This is a genomic window from Mesorhizobium sp. AA22 (assembly GCF_001672375.2).
Taxonomy (GTDB): Bacteria; Pseudomonadota; Alphaproteobacteria; order Rhizobiales; family Rhizobiaceae; genus Mesorhizobium; species Mesorhizobium wenxiniae.
Genome location: NZ_CP048406.1, coordinates 661,370 through 676,636, shown reverse-complemented (window position 1 = coordinate 676,636; position 15,267 = coordinate 661,370). Strand labels below are relative to the sequence as shown.

At 64.0% G+C, this 15,267-nt stretch carries 14 protein-coding genes; 7 read left to right on the top strand and 7 right to left on the bottom strand.

Annotated elements, in window-relative coordinates; genetic code table 11:
• Positions 1 to 2: 2 nt before the first annotated feature.
• From nagA to A9K68_RS03190, 4 genes are read right to left on the bottom strand one after another with little or no spacing between them, the layout of a single operon-like run.
• On the bottom strand, positions 3 to 1,178 hold the full coding sequence (gene nagA, locus A9K68_RS03205; protein ID WP_065009945.1) for an N-acetylglucosamine-6-phosphate deacetylase: 1,176 nt from the start codon (positions 1,176 to 1,178) through the stop codon (positions 3 to 5).
• A complete protein-coding gene (locus A9K68_RS03200) occupies positions 1,175 to 2,221 on the bottom strand; it encodes an SIS domain-containing protein (RefSeq protein ID WP_065009946.1) in 1,047 nt (348 codons plus the stop codon). Before A9K68_RS03200 ends, nagA begins: the two co-directional genes overlap by 4 nt.
• The gene (locus A9K68_RS03195; protein WP_065009947.1) at positions 2,218 to 3,000 is read right to left on the bottom strand and encodes a GntR family transcriptional regulator; all 783 of its coding nucleotides are present in this window, start codon (positions 2,998 to 3,000) and stop codon (positions 2,218 to 2,220) included. Before A9K68_RS03195 ends, A9K68_RS03200 begins: the two co-directional genes overlap by 4 nt.
• On the bottom strand, positions 2,997 to 3,878 hold the full coding sequence (locus A9K68_RS03190) for an N-acetylglucosamine kinase (protein WP_065009948.1): 882 nt from the start codon (positions 3,876 to 3,878) through the stop codon (positions 2,997 to 2,999). The genes A9K68_RS03195 and A9K68_RS03190 overlap by 4 nt, the downstream gene beginning before the upstream one ends.
• A 198-nt stretch (positions 3,879 to 4,076) precedes the next feature.
• On the opposite strand from A9K68_RS03190, the gene A9K68_RS03185 reads away from it, so the two are divergent.
• From A9K68_RS03185 to A9K68_RS03155, 7 genes are all read left to right on the top strand, one after another.
• A complete protein-coding gene (locus tag A9K68_RS03185; RefSeq protein ID WP_065009986.1) occupies positions 4,077 to 5,033 on the top strand; it encodes an N-acetylmuramic acid 6-phosphate etherase in 957 nt (318 codons plus the stop codon).
• A 2-nt stretch (positions 5,034 to 5,035) separates the two neighbouring features.
• On the top strand, positions 5,036 to 6,295 hold the full coding sequence (locus tag A9K68_RS03180) for an ABC transporter substrate-binding protein (RefSeq protein ID WP_065009949.1): 1,260 nt from the start codon (positions 5,036 to 5,038) through the stop codon (positions 6,293 to 6,295).
• A 244-nt stretch (positions 6,296 to 6,539) separates the two neighbouring features.
• On the top strand, positions 6,540 to 7,463 hold the full coding sequence (locus tag A9K68_RS03175) for a sugar ABC transporter permease (protein WP_065009950.1): 924 nt from the start codon (positions 6,540 to 6,542) through the stop codon (positions 7,461 to 7,463).
• Between the two features lie 10 nt (positions 7,464 to 7,473).
• Positions 7,474 to 8,313 (top strand): carbohydrate ABC transporter permease, encoded by an 840-nt coding sequence (locus tag A9K68_RS03170; protein ID WP_065009951.1) that lies wholly within the window; start codon positions 7,474 to 7,476, stop codon positions 8,311 to 8,313.
• Positions 8,310 to 8,777: a DUF4304 domain-containing protein gene (locus A9K68_RS03165; RefSeq protein WP_065009952.1), complete on the top strand. Its 468-nt coding sequence runs from the start codon at positions 8,310 to 8,312 to the stop codon at positions 8,775 to 8,777. The genes A9K68_RS03170 and A9K68_RS03165 overlap by 4 nt, the downstream gene beginning before the upstream one ends.
• Positions 8,778 to 8,779: 2 nt before the next feature.
• Positions 8,780 to 9,835 (top strand): Gfo/Idh/MocA family oxidoreductase, encoded by a 1,056-nt coding sequence (locus tag A9K68_RS03160; protein ID WP_065009953.1) that lies wholly within the window; start codon positions 8,780 to 8,782, stop codon positions 9,833 to 9,835.
• 31 nt (positions 9,836 to 9,866) lie between these two features.
• Positions 9,867 to 10,865, top strand: coding sequence for an ABC transporter ATP-binding protein (locus A9K68_RS03155; RefSeq protein WP_065009954.1), 999 nt, complete (start codon positions 9,867 to 9,869; stop codon positions 10,863 to 10,865).
• 43 nt (positions 10,866 to 10,908) lie between these two features.
• Here the strand turns inward: A9K68_RS03155 and A9K68_RS03150 are convergent, their stop codons facing one another.
• The 3 genes from A9K68_RS03150 to A9K68_RS03140 all read right to left on the bottom strand — a co-directional run bounded on the left by A9K68_RS03150 (position 10,909) and on the right by A9K68_RS03140 (position 15,072).
• Complete coding sequence (locus A9K68_RS03150; RefSeq protein WP_065009955.1) at positions 10,909 to 11,754, bottom strand: fumarylacetoacetate hydrolase family protein; 846 nt, start codon at positions 11,752 to 11,754, stop codon at positions 10,909 to 10,911.
• A 27-nt stretch (positions 11,755 to 11,781) separates the two neighbouring features.
• On the bottom strand, positions 11,782 to 12,513 hold the full coding sequence (locus A9K68_RS03145; RefSeq protein ID WP_065009956.1) for an SDR family oxidoreductase: 732 nt from the start codon (positions 12,511 to 12,513) through the stop codon (positions 11,782 to 11,784).
• Positions 12,514 to 12,699: 186 nt separating this feature from the next.
• Positions 12,700 to 15,072, bottom strand: coding sequence for an aldehyde dehydrogenase family protein (locus tag A9K68_RS03140; protein WP_065009957.1), 2,373 nt, complete (start codon positions 15,070 to 15,072; stop codon positions 12,700 to 12,702).
• Between the last annotated feature and the right edge of the window lie 195 nt (positions 15,073 to 15,267).

The window sequence follows — 15,267 nt, the reverse complement described above, 5'->3', positions numbered from 1 at the left end:
GGTTACACCCAGTTGGCGCCGACCCCGAAAACCCTGTCGCCTTCTATCCAGACGCCCCTGACGTCCAATTCGCCCGACAGCGCAACGATATCGGCGGCGGTGCCTTTGGCAAAACGTCCGAGCCGGTGCGACTGGCCGATAGCCTGCGCCGGATAGAACGAAGCCATGCGCAGCGCTTCCGAAAGGTTCAGTCCGACGACGCGGTGGACGAAGCGCACGGCGGAGATCATGTCGAGATCGGCGCCGGCCAGGGTCCCGTCGGCTAGCCGCAGGCTACCGTCCTTGCGGTAGATGGTGCGGCCGTTCAGCGTGAACGAGGTCATGTCGGTGCCGATCGTCGCCATGGCGTCGGTGACCAGGAAAATTTTTGCCGGACCCTGCTTGGCGCGCAGCGCGATGGCCATGGTGGCGGGATCGACATGGATGCCGTCGGCGATGATGCCGGCGAACAACGTGTCCGTATCGATGGCGGCACCCGCCAACCCCGGCTCACGATTGCCGATCTGGCTCATGGCGTTGAACAGATGGGTGACCATTGTTGCGCCGGCATCGGCGAACGCGCGCGCCTTGGCATAGCCGGTGTCGGAATGGCCGAGGCTGACGACGATGCCGGCCTCGGCGAGCGCCGAAACGCGCACGGTTTCGACGGATTCCGGCGCGATCGTGGTCAGCAGCACCGGCAGGGTTTTTCGCGTCGCAATCAGCATCGCCTGGTCGGCATCCAGCATCGGTCGGATCAGCGCTGGGTCATGCGCGCCCTTGCGGGCGATCGACAGATGCGGGCCTTCGAGATGCAGGCCCAAAAAGCCAGCCACCTTTTGCTTTGCGGCCTCCGCTCCGGCGGCAACCGCCGCGGCGGTGATCTCAGGCGTGTCGGTGATCAGCGTCGGCAACAGCGCGGTCGTACCGAACGGCGCGTGCGCCCGGCAGATGGTTTCGATCGACGCGACATCAGGATGGTCGTTGAGCATGACCCCGCCGCCGCCATTAACCTGCAGGTCGACGAAGCCCGGCGCAAGCATGCCGCCGCCGGTTTCGATACGCTCGACACCGGATGGAACGGCGCCGACGGCAACGATGGCTTCCACGAGGCCGTCACGCACGACAAGCGCGGCATCGTCGTGCCAGTCGTCGCCGTCGAAGATCCGGGCCCCCGTCAGGGCAAAACGGTCGCTCATATGGTTTCCGTCACCTTGCGCAGATTGGGCGGCGTGTCCGGATCGAGGCCGCGATGTCGGGCAAAGGCCTCGACGAATCCATAGAAGGACACGATCAGCGCCAGCGGGTCGGTCAGCGGATGGCCGGTGGCGACATGCGGCAGGTGCTGAGCGCTTTTCGCCTTGCCCGAGGTCACAAAGACGGCCGCGCCCTTGGCCGCCATGCTGTCGGCGGCCTCGGCAACCGACGGCTCGGAAGCGTCGCGGGCGGCGAGCGCCAGCACCGGGAAATCAGGCCCGACCAGTGCCAGCGGGCCATGCATCACTTCGGCAGCACTATAGGCCTCGGCGTGCATGGCACAGGTTTCCTTGAACTTAAGCGCTGCTTCATTGGCGATCGCAGCGGACGGACCGCGACCTAGGATGAACAGCGATTTCGGCGTCTCAAGGGCACTGGCCAGCGCCATCCAGTCGCAGGCGATCGCCTTGCGGAAATGTTCCGGCAAATGGGCGAGCGCCGCCAGCAACTTGTCGTCGCCGGTGCTATGCGCCATCAAAGCGAGGCCGGCGACGGCCGAATTGACGAAAGTCTTCGTCGCGGCGACGCTGCGTTCCGGGCCGGCCAGAATGTCGATCGCATAATCGGAGGCCCGCGCCAGCGGCGAATCGGCGGTGTTGGTGATTGCGACGGTCAGCGAACCGCCGGCTCTCGCGGCCTGCGCCATGGCGACGATGTCCGGGCTCTTGCCCGACTGCGAGATCGCCAGGCAAGCCGAGCCGCCGAGCTTGAGCTCGGCGCCATAGATCGAGGCGATCGATGGGCCGACCGAAGCGACGGCGAGGCTGGCGGTCAGCTCCACCGCATACTTCATGAAGGTGGCGGCATGGTCGGAGGAGCCGCGCGCCACGGTGACGACGAACTGCGGATCGCGCTCGCGAATGCCGCGCCCGGCCTCCGTCAGCACCGCTGCCGAGCCGTCGAGCAGGCGCGCGGTGGCCTCCGGGATCTCCTCGATCTCGCGCCGCATATGGGTGTCACCCTTTTGGCTGCTCGTCGCGCTCATGGCCGGCCCTCTTCGCCCGGCCCGCTCAGCCGGAGTTCGGCGACGAAATCATAGGCGTCGCCTCTGTAGATGGAGCGGGTGAATTCGATAACCTTGCCGCTCGCCAGATAGGAAATACGCTCGATGTGCAGCCCGGCAATGCCTGGCGGCACTTCGAGCAGGCGCGCGTCGTCGTCGCCGAGATTGGCCGCGGAGATGCGCTGCACCGCCCGCACCGGCCGGAAGCCGGTCGTTTCCAGCGCCGCATAGAGCGACGACCCAATTGCTGCCGGGTCCGGCAGCACGCTGGCCGACAGTGCGGCTCGTTCGATCGCCAACGGCGTATCGTTGGCGATGCGCAGGCGCGCTACGCGTGCCACCAGCTCGTTCGACGACAGGCCAAGCACCATCATCTCGTCCGGCGAGGGCGCATAGAGGCCGCGATCGAGCCAGGCTGAACTGACAGCCATGCCGCGCCGCGCCATGTCCTCGGTGAAGGACGTCAGCCGCGACAGCGACTGCTCGACGCGCTCCATACGCGGCGCGACGAAGGTGCCGGAGCCGTGGCGCTGGACGAGGATGCCGCCCTTGACTAGGTCCTGAACCGCCTTGCGCACGGTGACGCGCGAAATGTCCGCCATGCTGGCGATGTCGCGCTCGGAAGGCAGCGCGTCGCCCGGTCCGATCAGGCCGCGATTGACCGCGTCCTCGATGCTCTTCCTGAGCTGCAGATAAAGCGGTGCGCCGCTTTGCGCCGAGTGTTTCAGGGTCGCGAAGATCTGGTCGGCGGCTTCGCTCATCGTGCCCCCTCCGCAGTCATCGAGAAGACACGAACCGCCATCTGCACCGCGCCGCCCAGCGCATCGTCGAGCGGCGGCTTCAGCAGCGCCCGGTAGCGCGCCGACAGGCGTGGTGCATAGAGCGGCGCCAGTCCGCCGAGCAAGCAGAGCGGATCGTTGCTGCCGAGATCGAGCACGCCAAGTGCGGCCTCGACATCGGCGACCGCCTTGTCGAGGATCCAGTTGGCGACGACATCGCCCTTTTCGGCATGCTCGAAGACCTTGGGCGCGAAGCCGCCGAAATCACCCGGCTTGGCGTTGGTGGTGAACTCGACCAAATCCTCGGGATTGTTGCGGAAGATGGCGAGCATGGCCTGTGTCAGCCGCGATCCCTGGCGAATGCCGTCATAGGCGAGCAGCGTCTGTTCGAGCAGGTCGCGGCCGATGCGGGCGCCGCTGCCCTGGTCGCCGACCTGGAATCCCCACCCGCCGATGGCGCGCGACTTGCCTTGTCTGCGCGCCATGTAGGCGGTGCCGGTGCCGAGGATGGCCATGGCGCCGTCACCGGAGCCGACCGCGCCTTCCAGGGCGATCTCGGCGTCGGTCTCGACACGGCTGATGCTGAACGGCAGGATTGCTTCGAGCTGCTGCCTGTAGGTGCCGACATTGGCGCCGGCGAGGCCGAGGATGGCCGGGGTTTGCGGGATCATTTCGGGGTCTTGTCCGGCGGCGACAAAGGCCTGTTTTGCCGCCTCGACGATGTTGGCCCTGGCGCCGGTTAGATCGGTGCGGATGTTGGCCGCGCCACTCTTGGCGCGGCCGACGACGGTGCCGTCCACTGTTGCAAGGGCCGCCCTGCAGCTGGTGCCGCCGCCATCGATGCCAAGCACGAAATTCACGCGATTTCTCCTCCGGGCGGATAATACCAATAAAATACCAATAGCCAAGGATTAATTTCCGTTTCAAAAAGATTAAGCCGCATCTGCTTGAAAAACGTGCGTATTTTGCCCGAAAGCCAATTCCGAGCAGGGAAATCGCTAATGCGTGTGGACAAGTGGTATTTTTTTGGTATGGTTTTCTGGATTGGAGGAAAGCGGATGGCCGAAACGCGCACCGAAGCGCTTCACCAGAATGCCGAGGGGCTGGACATCCAGGCCCCGGACGCCATCCTTTCCTCTTTGGCCAATGCGCAGATCGAGGCCGCCAAGGCGGTGCACGGCGCCATTTCTGCCATCGCCAAAGCAGCCGAAATCATCGCCAGCCGGCTGAACAACGGCGGCAAGCTCGCTTACGCGGCAGCCGGCAGCTCGGGCCTGATGGCGCTGGCCGATGCGCTGGAGCTGCCGGGTACCTTCGGCATTCAGCGCGACCGTATCGCCATCCTGATTGCCGGTGGCGACGATGCCTTCAAGACACTGGCCGGCGGACCGGAGGACGACACCGACGACGCCTCGGCAGCGGTTGCCGCTGCCGGCATCGGCGAGGGCGACTGCCTGATCGCGGTCTCGGCCAGCGGCTCGACACCTTATGCGGTCAGAGCGATCGAGGATGCCAGGCGCCGCGGCGCGGCAACCATCGCCATCGCCAATAACAAGGATGCGCCGCTGCTTCGGCTGGCCGATATCGCCATATTGCTCGAGACTCCGCCGGAGCTGATCGCCGGCTCGACGCGCATGGGCGCCGGCACCGCCCAGAAGATCGCGCTCAACATGCTGTCGACGCTGGCCGCCATCCATCTTGGCCATGTGCATGACGGCTACATGGTCAACCTCATGGCCGACAACATCAAGCTGCGCGACCGCGCCGCACGCATCGTCGCCGCCATCAGCGGGCGCGACAGGGAGGATGCGGCGCGCCTGCTCGAGAAGAGCGGCGGCGGCGTCAAGACCGCCATTTTGCTCGCCGCCGGCGCCGCCAGCGCCGATGCGGCCGAGAAGATACTGGAAGGGACCGGCCAGAAGCTGCGCCCGGCGCTTTCCGCGATCGAGGGGAGCATGGGGCAGAAAGCCTCTGTTCTCAAAACCGAACCTGAAAAAGGTCAACAGGGAGACTGAGCATGACAAAGAAACTACTGACGGCACTTCTTCTTGGCACCAGCATTCTCGGCTCCGCCGGAATGGCTTATGCCCAGGATGTAACGCTCAACATCGAGAGCTGGCGCGGCGATGACCTCGCCATCTGGAAGGACAAGTTGATCCCGGCTTTTGAGGCCAAGAACCCCGGCATCAAGGTGGTGTTCGCGCCGTCGGCGCCGACCGAATATGACGCCGCGCTCGGCGCCAAGCTCGCCGCCGGCTCGGCGGGCGACCTGATCACCTGCCGACCGTTCGACAAGTCGCTGGAACTCTTCAAGAAGGGCAACCTCGCCGATATTTCGACGCTGCCCGGCATGGAAAATTTTTCCGACGTCGCCAAGGCCGCCTGGCAGACCGACGACGGCAAGGCCAGCTTCTGCGTGCCGATGGCTTCCGTCATCCACGGCTTCATCTACAACAAGGACGCCTTCGACCAGCTCGGCATCAAGGTGCCGACGACGAACGAGGAGTTCTACGCCGCGCTCGACAAGATCAAGGCCGACGGCACCTACATCCCGATGGCGATGGGCACCAAGGATCTCTGGGAAGCCGCGACCATGGGCTACCAGAACATCGGCCCGAACTACTGGAAGGGCGAAGAAGGCCGTTTGGCCTTGATCAAGGGCGAGCAGAAGCTGACCGACCCGCAGTGGGTAGCGCCGTTTGCCGAACTCGCCAAGTGGAAGCCCTATCTCGGCGACGGCTTCGAGGCGCAGACCTATCCTGACAGCCAGAACCTATTCACGCTCGGCCGTGCCGCCATCTACCCGGCCGGCTCTTGGGAGATCGCGCTGTTCAACACCCAGGCTCAGTTCAAGATGGGCGCATTCCCGCCGCCGGTGCAGAAGGCCGGCGACACCTGCTACATCTCCGACCATACCGACATCGGCATGGGCCTCAATGCGGCCTCGAAGAACGCGGATGCGGCCAAGACCTTCCTGACATGGGTCGCCTCGCCGGATTTCGCCACCATCTACGCCAACGCGCTGCCGGGCTTCTTCAGCCTGAACAACACCCCGGTGAAGATGGAAGACCCACTGGCCCAGGAATTCGTTTCCTGGCGCGACAAGTGCAAGCCGACGATCCGTTCGACCTACCAGATCCTGGGGCGCGGCACGCCGAACCTCGAGAACGAGACGTGGGTTGAATCGGCCAACGTCATCAACGGCACGGTCACGCCGGAAGCTGCCGCCAAGAAGCTGCAGGACGGCCTCGACAGCTGGTACAAGCCGGCGAAGTAAGAGCCAAGGCAGAGCGCTGCGATCTCCCCCCTTGAGGGGGAGATGTCGCCGAAGGCGACAGGAGGGGATTGGTGGAGGCAGGCTGCGACCTGATCGTTGCTGGAAAGCACGGTCGATACCACGATGGCGCACTGCCTTGGCCGACCTCACCCGCCTCGCTCCGCGAGGCACCCTCCCCTCAAGGGGGGATGCGCCGCGCCCCTTGGCGGCAATTGCAAGAACCTGATCGGCGGGGACCGAACGCATGGCCGCAGCACCGAAACGACCGTTCCGCTGGCATATCGTCGTCTTCCTGGCGCCGGCGGTGCTGGTCTATACGGCGATCATGATCCTGCCGCTGGCCGGCACGCTGCAGCTCGCGCTGTTCCGCAACATCAACCAGTCCCAGGTTTTCGTGGGGCTGGACAACTTCCGCACGCTGTTCGGCGACCCTAACTGGTCCGTGGGCTTCTGGAATGCGCTGAGGAACAATGTCTGGTTCTTCATCATCCACATGGTGGTGCAGAACCCGATCGGTGTGCTTCTGGCGGCGCTGCTGTCCAGCCCGAGGCTGAGATTCTCGGCGTTCTACCGTACGGCGATCTTCGTCCCCACGATCCTGTCCTTCGTCATCGTTGGCTTCGCCTGGAAGCTGATCCTGTCGCCGCTCTGGGGCGTGGCGCCGAATCTGATGGATCTTGTCGGCCTGAAAAGCCTGTTCACGCCGTGGCTGGGCAAGGAGCAATTTGCGCTGACCACGCTCAGCCTGATCTCCGTGTGGCAGTTCGTCGGCATCCCGATGATGCTGATCTATGCAGCATTGCTGTCCATTCCCGACGAGGTGATCGAAGCGGCCGAATGCGACGGGGTCACCGGCATGTCTCAGTTCTGGAAGATCAAGCTGCCGCTGATCCTGCCGTCGATCGGCATCATCTCGATCCTGACCTTCGTCGGCAATTTCAACGCCTTCGACCTGATCTACACCGCGCAGGGCGCGCTGGCCGGGCCGAACTATTCGACCGATATCCTCGGCACCTTCCTCTACCGCGCCTTCTTCGGTTTCCAGCTGCAGATCGGCGATCCCAATATGGGCGCGGCGATCGCCACGATGATGTTCCTGATCATCCTTGGCGGCGTCTGCGTCTACCTGTTCCTCGTCCAGACGCGCCTGCGTCGCTACCAGTTCTGAGGCGCCAGACATGAGCACGGCAACCAGCTCCCTGCCCCGCACCATCGGCGCCCATGCGGTGCTGTTGACCTACACGGTAATCGCGCTGTTTCCGGTGATCATCGTCATCGTCAATTCGTTCAAGTCGCGCGCGGCGATCTTCGGCGCGCCGCTGGCGCCGCCGACCCCGAAAACCTTCGACCTCATCGGCTACACCACCGTGATCGGCCAGGGCGATTTCATTCACTATTTCCAGAACAGCCTTGTCGTCACCGTCGCTTCGCTGTTCTTCGTGCTGCTGTTCGGCGCGATGGCCGCGTTCGCGCTGTCGGAATACCGCTTCCGCGGCAATTCGCTGATGGGACTCTACCTGGCGCTCGGCATCATGATCCCGATCCGCCTCGGCACGGTCGCCATCCTGCAGCTGATGGTGGCGAGCGGGCTGGTCAACACGCTGACGGCGCTGATCCTGGTTTATACGGCGCAAGGCCTGCCGCTCGCCGTCTTCATCCTGTCGGAATTCATGAAGCAGGTGTCCGACGATCTGAAGAATGCCGGGCGCATCGACGGCCTTTCCGAATACACCATCTTCTTCCGGCTGGTGCTGCCGCTGGTGAGGCCATCGATGGCAACGGTCGCGGTCTTCACCATGATCCCGATCTGGAACGATCTGTGGTTCCCGCTGATCCTGGCGCCGTCGGAGGAGACCAAGACGGTGACGCTCGGCGCCCAGCTGTTCCTCGGCCAGTTCGTCACCAACTGGAACGCTATCCTGGCCGCGTTGTCGCTGGCGATCATGCCGGTGCTGATCCTCTACGTCATCTTCTCGCGGCAACTGATCCGCGGCATCACCTCGGGAGCGGTCAAATGAGTGATGGTCGAGAGATTATCGTACAGGCCCTTGTCGAGACAGCGAGCCGCTATGGATTTCGAGGCGTTCGCGCCACGAATTTCTACCGCGAATGGCCGGAGACCATCTGCTTGCTAAACCTTCAGAAGTCTTCCTGGGGGCCGCAGTTCTATATGAACGCCGCAGTCTGGTTTACGCGGCTTGGGAAGGAACGCCGGCCGAAAGAATACAACTGTCACATTCGTTGGCGCGTCAATTCCCAGATGGAAGACGAGCAGTCGAAGGCGTTCACCCTGGCGCTCAATCTTGAGCATCCCTTGCCTGACGATCAGAGGCTTTCACTGATCAAGGATGGGGTCGATGCCTATGGCTTCCGACTTTTGTCTCGCTGTGACAGCGAAGAAGCGGCTTTGCGGGTCGCACATGAATGCGAGCCACACGTGATGGTGGCTCTCGTAGCGCGCAGGCAAGAACAGGCAAATTGAAAATGGATCAACCCCTTCGCGTCGTCGTCGCCGGGCTTGGCAACATGGGCCGCAGCCATGCGCTGGCCTATCACACCAATCCCGGCTTCGAGATCGCCGCACTGGTCAACCGTTCGGATGTGCCGCTGCCGGCCGGGCTTTCCTTCTATGGCATCAGGCGCTCCTTCGACGAGGCGCTGCGCGACGAAAGGCCCGATGTCGCCTGCATCGCCACCTATTCCGACAGCCATGCCGACTATGCGGTCAAGGCGTTCGAGGCCGGCTGCCATGTCTTTGTCGAAAAGCCGCTGGCGACGACGGTGGCGGATGCCAAACGTGTCGTTGCGGCAGCCAGGGCCAACGGCAAAAAACTGGTGATCGGCTACATCCTGCGCCATCACCCTTCCTGGATCAGGCTGATCGCCGAGGCGCGGAAGCTCGGCGGCCCTTACGTGTTCCGCATGAACCTCAACCAGCAATCCTCAAGCCATAGCTGGGAGACGCACAAGCAGTTGATGCGCACGACGTCGCCGATCGTCGATTGCGGCGTGCATTATCTCGACGTGATGCTGCAGATCACCGACGCCCGGCCGGTCGAGGTGCGCGGCATGGGGCTGAGGCTGACCGACGAGATAGGGCCCACGATGTACAATTACGGTCACCTGCAGGTGCTGTTCGACGACGGCTCGGTCGGCTGGTACGAGGCCGGCTGGGGGCCGATGATCTCGGAGACAGCCTTCTTCGTGAAGGACGTGATCTCGCCAAATGGCTGCGTGTCGATCGTCATGAAGGAGGGCGTCAAATCCGACGACATCGACACCCATACCAAGACCTCGACCATCCGCCTGCACAGTGCGGCGACCGGCGCGGGCGGCAAGTTCGCCAAGCCGGATGAGATACTGTCGATGGAAGGCGAACCCGGCCATCAGGATCTCTGCGACCTCGAACAGGCTTTTCTGCTCAGAGCGGTCCGCGAGGATCTGGACCTCACCCGCCACATGGACGACGCGGTGAAGTCGCTCGCCGTCTGCCTTGCCGCCGACGAGAGCGTTCGCAGCGGCGCCCCAATCAGACTCTAGACCAGTCAAACTCTAGAACAGGAACGAAGCCGTGGGCTCGCTGAACATCGAGAATGTGAAGAAGGCTTTTGGGCCGGTCGAGGTGCTGAAGGGCGTCAACCTCGAAGTGACCGATGGCGAATTCGTCGTCTTCGTCGGGCCCTCCGGCTGTGGCAAGTCGACTCTGCTCAGGGTCATCGCCGGGCTGGAGGATTCGACCTCGGGCCGCGTGGTCATCGACGGGGCGGACGTCTCCGCAACCCCGCCGGCCAAACGCGGCATCGCCATGGTGTTCCAGACCTACGCGCTCTACCCGCATCTGACGGTGAAGAACAATATGGGACTTGGCCTCAAGCAGGCGGGCACGCCGGCGGCCGAGATCGACCGCCGCATCGGCATCGCTTCCTCGATGCTGTCGCTGGAGCCCTATCTCGCAAGGCGGCCGGCCGAGCTGTCAGGCGGCCAGCGCCAGCGCGTCGCCATCGGCCGCGCCGTGGTGCGCGAGCCCAAGCTTTTCCTGTTCGACGAGCCTTTGTCGAACCTCGATGCAGCACTGCGCGTCAACACCAGGCTGGAGATCGCGCAACTGCACCGCCGGCTGAAGGCGACGATGATCTATGTCACCCACGACCAGGTCGAGGCGATGACGCTGGCCGACAAGATCGTCGTGCTCAACGCCGGAAAGATCGAGCAGATCGGCGGACCGATGGAGCTTTATAATTCGCCGGCGAATGAGTTTGTCGCCGGCTTCATCGGCTCACCGAAGATGAATTTCGTCGACGGCGCTAGGCTTGCCGAAACGGCCAAGACCATCGGCGTCCGTCCCGAGCATTTGACCGTCGATGCGAGATCCGGCGCCTGGAAAGGTACGGTCGTCCATGCCGAGCATCTTGGCGCCGACACCAACCTCTATCTCGACTGCGAGAAGGCCGGGCTGATCACCGTGCGCATCTTCGGCGTCTACAACGCCGAACCGGGAGCCACGCTTTATGCGACGCCGGATCCGGCAAAGACCTACCGGTTCGGGGCGGATGGGAAGGTGTTGAAGTAGCTGGTGCCGACTCCCCTTCTCCCAAGGGGAGAAGGAAGAGCCCCTATAAATCCGCCTTGAACGTCTGCCTCTGCATGCCCAGCCCTTCGATGCCGAGCTCGACAACGTCGCCGGCCTTCAGGAAGACCGGTGGCTTCATGCCGAGGCCGACGCCGGGCGGCGTGCCGGTCGAGATGATGTCGCCCGGATGCAGCGACATGAACTGGCTGAGATAGGAAACCAGGTAGGCGACGCCATAGACCATGGTCTTGGTCGAGCCGTTCTGCATCGTCTTGCCGTTGACCTTCAGCCACATCGGGATGTTCTGCGGGTCTTTCACTTCGTCCTTGGTCACCAGCCACGGGCCGATCGGCCCGAAGGTGTCGCAGGACTTGCCCTTAGTCCATTGGCCCTGACGCTCGGCCTGGAAGGCGCGTTCGGAAACGTCGTGCGCGACGCAGTAGCCGGCGACATAGTCCAGCGCCTCGGCCTCGGTGACATATTTCGCGGTCTTGCCGATAACCACGCCTAGCTCGACTTCCCAATCGGTCTTCACAGAGCCGCGCGGGATCAGCACGTCGTCGTCCGGTCCAACGATGGCCGAGCTCGCCTTCATGAAGATGATCGGCTCCGGCGGCACCGTGGCGCCGGTCTCGGCGGCATGGTCGGAATAGTTCAGGCCGATGCAGATGAACTTGCCGGTCCCGGCGACGCAGGCGCCGATGCGCGGCTTGCCGGGAACCGCCGGCAGCGATTTCGGATCGAGCTTCGACAATGTCTCAAGCGATGCCGGGTCGAGCGCCTTGCCGGCAATGTCGGTGACATGGGCGGAGAGGTCACGGATCGTCCCATCCGCATCGAGCAGGCCGGGGCGTTCGCTCCCCGCCTCGCCATAGCGCAGCAGTTTCATAGAATTCTCTCCTTGATTGAGGTGAGCTTAAATCGACCAGCCACCGTCGATATTATAAGCCTGCCCCGACGTATAGGTGGCGCCCGCCAGATAGACGGCGAGATCGGCGATTTCCTCGGGCGTGCCGAGGCGGCCCATGGGCTGGCGGGCGATGAAGGCAGCGCGGGCCGCCTCGTAGTCGCCCTGCGCGTGCATGCGGTCCTGCAGCGACGGGCTTTCGACCGTGCCCGGGCAGATGGCGTTGCAGCGTATGCCCTTGCCGACATAATCGGCGGCAATCGATTTGGTCAGGCCGATGACGGCCGCCTTGGTCAGGCCGTAGACGAAGCGGTTGGGCACGCCCTTGGTCGAGCCCGCCAACGACGCCATGTTGATGATCGAGCCGTCGCCGCGCTCCAGCATGCCGGGCAGCACGGCGCGGATGGTGCGGATCATCGAGCGGACATTGAGATCCAAAGCAAAGTCGAGATCGGCGTCCTTCATCTCGAGGATCGAGCCCGAATGGACGAAGCCGGCGCAGTTGAACAGCACATCGACGGCGCCGATCTCGGCGAAGGCCGACGTCACGGCCTCGTCGTTCAGCACGTCGAGCTTGCGGGTCTTGATGCCAGCCGTCTTGCCAAGTTCGGCTAGCATCACCTCATTGATGTCGGTGGCATGGACGACAGCGCCCGCCCTGGCGAAAGCCAGCGCGCTCGCACGGCCGATGCCTTGTGCCGCCGCTGTGACGACAACGATCTTGCCGGCCAGACCCGCCATGCTTTTCTCCTCTGTGGCCGCCGGTTCTTACCGGCACGCGGCCAAGGCGCAATGTGCCAGATAGGCACTATCATGCCGCCTGTATTGCTGTTCGCTTAGGGGCAAATGTTTTTTCTCGGTAAAGAACATCTTTTCTGCCGTCAAGCCCGAACGCTTCTCGTCCGACGCCGCGCGAATGGCGACCGTTCAGTCGCCGTAAGGCACCCAGACGTTTTTAACCTCGACGGCACGGCGCAGGAAGGCATCGCCGGCGGCCTCGGTCGACGCCCAGTCGAGGCTGCGGCCGTTGCCGGTCCAGACGCGCTTGAGATTGCCGATGGACTCGGCTTCGGCCTTGGCGCAGGTCTCGGCATCGGCGAACACCCAGAGTCCGTCGACATCGTCGTGCCTGGCCAGCACGCCGGTGAGCTCGGCGGTGCGGCCGGTGACGATGTTGATGGCGCCGGCCGGAACGTCGGAATATTCGATGATCTGATAGAGATCGGTGGCAAGCAGCGGATACTTTTCCGATGGCACCGCGACGACGGTGTTGCCCATGGCGAGCGCCGGCGCCGCCAGCGAGATCAGGCCGAGCAGGGGCGCATTGTCGGGTGCCACCATGCCGACGACGCCGACCGGCTCATGCAGTGCCAACGTGACGGCGCGGGCCGGCGGCTGGTGGACGCGGCCCTCGAACTTGTCGGCCAAGCCGGCATAGAGGAACAGCCGCTCGATCGACAGCTCGACTTCTTCGCGCGCCGCCTTCGCGGTGGCGCCGGTCAGCTCGGTGAGACGCGCCGCAAACTCGTCGGCACGGCCGGACAGGTTTTCGGCCAGATAGTAAAGCACCTGGCTGCGGTTGTAGGCGGTCGCCTCCGGCCAGCCCTTGCAGCCACGTGCAGCCGCGACGGCATCACGGACATCCTTGCGGCTGCCGAGACCGACCTCGCCGGCAAGCTTGCCCTTGGCGCTGGCGACGGCAAGCGAATAATTGCCGTCCGGCCTGACCTGCTTGCCGCCGATGAACAGCTTTGCCGTGCGATCGATAGTGTCGCCTTCCGCCTGCTCGACAGGCTGTGTCGTAGCCATTGCCGGCTTGATGGCCGGGCCGAGCGGCAGTTTTGCCGAGAGATATTCGAACATGCCCTCGCGCCCGCCTTCGCGGCCAAAACCGCTCTCGCGGTAGCCGCCGAAGCCGCAGGCGGCGTCGAACATGTTGGTGCCGTTGACCCAGATGACGCCGGCCTTCAATTGCGGCGCGACGTGCAGCGCAAGGTTGACATTCTCGCTCCACACCGAGGCGGCCAGGCCGTAGCGCGTGTTGTTGGCGAGCTCGATCGCTTCCTCTGTGTTGCGGAAGGTCATGGTCGCCAGCACCGGCCCGAACACCTCCTCCTGCGCCAGGATGTTAGCCGGCGAAACGCCTGTCGCCAACGTCGGCAGATGGTAATAGCCGGAAGCCGGCAGCGCCACATCCGGCTGCCAGCAGACGGCGCCCTGCTTGGCCCCTGCGGCGACCAGCCCCTTGACGCGGTCGAGCTGGGTCAAGTCGACCAGCGGCCCGATATCCGTGTTCTTGTCGAGCGGGCTGCCGACGCGCAGCCGGCTCATCCGCGTCTTGACCTTGGCGATGAAGGCTTCGGCGACGCCTTCCTGCACCAAAAGGCGCGAGCCGGCACAGCAGACCTGGCCCTGGTTGAACCAGATGCCGTCGACCAGTCCCTCGACGGCGCTGTCGAGATCGGCGTCCTCGAAGACGACGAAGGCCGACTTGCCGCCAAGTTCCAGCGACAATTTCTTGCCCGATCCGGCAGAGGCTTTGCGGATGATCTTGCCGACCTCGGACGAGCCGGTGAAGGCGATCTTCTGGATGCCGGGATGATTGACGATTGCCGCACCCGCCTCCGGCCCGCCGTGGACGATGTTGACGACGCCCTTCGGCACGCCTGATCGTTCGCAGATCTCGGCGAACAGGATGGCGGTGAGCGGCGTGAACTCGGCCGGCTTGAGCACCACGGTGCAGCCGGCGGCCAGCGCCGGCGCGATCTTCCAGGCCAGCATCAAGAGCGGGAAATTCCACGGGATGATCTGGCCGACGACGCCGACGCCCTTCTGATCCGGAAAATCCTTGTCCAGAGCCTGCGCCCAGCCGGCATGGTGGATGAAATGGCGGATGGCCAGCGGCACGTCGATGTCGCGGCTTTCGCGGATCGGTTTGCCGTTGTCGATCGATTCCAGCACCGCGAACAGCCGCTGGTGGCGCTGCATGGCGCGACCGATGGCGTAGAGCGCTTTGGCTCGGCTGTAGCCGGAACTGGCACTCCATCTAGGCAGCGCTTTTGTGGCGGCCGAAACCGCCGCATCGATATCGGCAGCACCGGCATCCGAGACCTTGGCCAGCAGTTTGCCGGAGGCGGGATCGCTGGTGTCGAAGGTCTTGCCGCCGCTGGCTGCTTTCCAGTCGCCGCCTATGAACAGCGCTTTGGAGAAATCGCGCGCAGCAAGCCACGCGTCGGCCTCGTTGCGGGCTTCTGGCGCCGGGCCGTAGTCCATGGCGTGATAGCGTTCGAGAATGTTCACGGAGCGCTCCTCTTCAGCGAGGCAGGCGATCCTTCGCGCCCCCCTCTGTCCTGCCGGACATCTCCCCCACAAGGGGGGAGATCGGACTTCATGTTCGGCTGCGGCCATTCTGCAACGTCAGCAGTTGGCGAAATCGCCGATGACAGCCAATCTCCCCACGAGTGGGGAGGACAGAGCTGGGCGCGACGGAACTCT

What these genes read in the sequence shown, in the direction of transcription:
- nagA (WP_065009945.1), bottom strand. Translation starts at nt 1,178, where the DNA reads ATGAGCGACCGTTTTGCCCTGACGGGGGCCCGGATCTTCGACGGCGAC.
- A9K68_RS03200 (WP_065009946.1), bottom strand. Translation starts at nt 2,221, where the DNA reads ATGAGCGCGACGAGCAGCCAAAAGGGTGACACCCATATGCGGCGCGAG.
- A9K68_RS03185 (WP_065009986.1), top strand. Translation starts at nt 4,077, where the DNA reads ATGGCCGAAACGCGCACCGAAGCGCTTCACCAGAATGCCGAGGGGCTG.
- A9K68_RS03160 (WP_065009953.1), top strand. Translation starts at nt 8,780, where the DNA reads ATGGATCAACCCCTTCGCGTCGTCGTCGCCGGGCTTGGCAACATGGGC.
- A9K68_RS03195 (WP_065009947.1), bottom strand. Translation starts at nt 3,000, where the DNA reads ATGAGCGAAGCCGCCGACCAGATCTTCGCGACCCTGAAACACTCGGCG.
- A9K68_RS03170 (WP_065009951.1), top strand. Translation starts at nt 7,474, where the DNA reads ATGAGCACGGCAACCAGCTCCCTGCCCCGCACCATCGGCGCCCATGCG.
- A9K68_RS03145 (WP_065009956.1), bottom strand. Translation starts at nt 12,513, where the DNA reads ATGGCGGGTCTGGCCGGCAAGATCGTTGTCGTCACAGCGGCGGCACAA.
- A9K68_RS03180 (WP_065009949.1), top strand. Translation starts at nt 5,036, where the DNA reads ATGACAAAGAAACTACTGACGGCACTTCTTCTTGGCACCAGCATTCTC.
- A9K68_RS03150 (WP_065009955.1), bottom strand. Translation starts at nt 11,754, where the DNA reads ATGAAACTGCTGCGCTATGGCGAGGCGGGGAGCGAACGCCCCGGCCTG.
- A9K68_RS03175 (WP_065009950.1), top strand. Translation starts at nt 6,540, where the DNA reads ATGGCCGCAGCACCGAAACGACCGTTCCGCTGGCATATCGTCGTCTTC.
- A9K68_RS03165 (WP_065009952.1), top strand. Translation starts at nt 8,310, where the DNA reads ATGAGTGATGGTCGAGAGATTATCGTACAGGCCCTTGTCGAGACAGCG.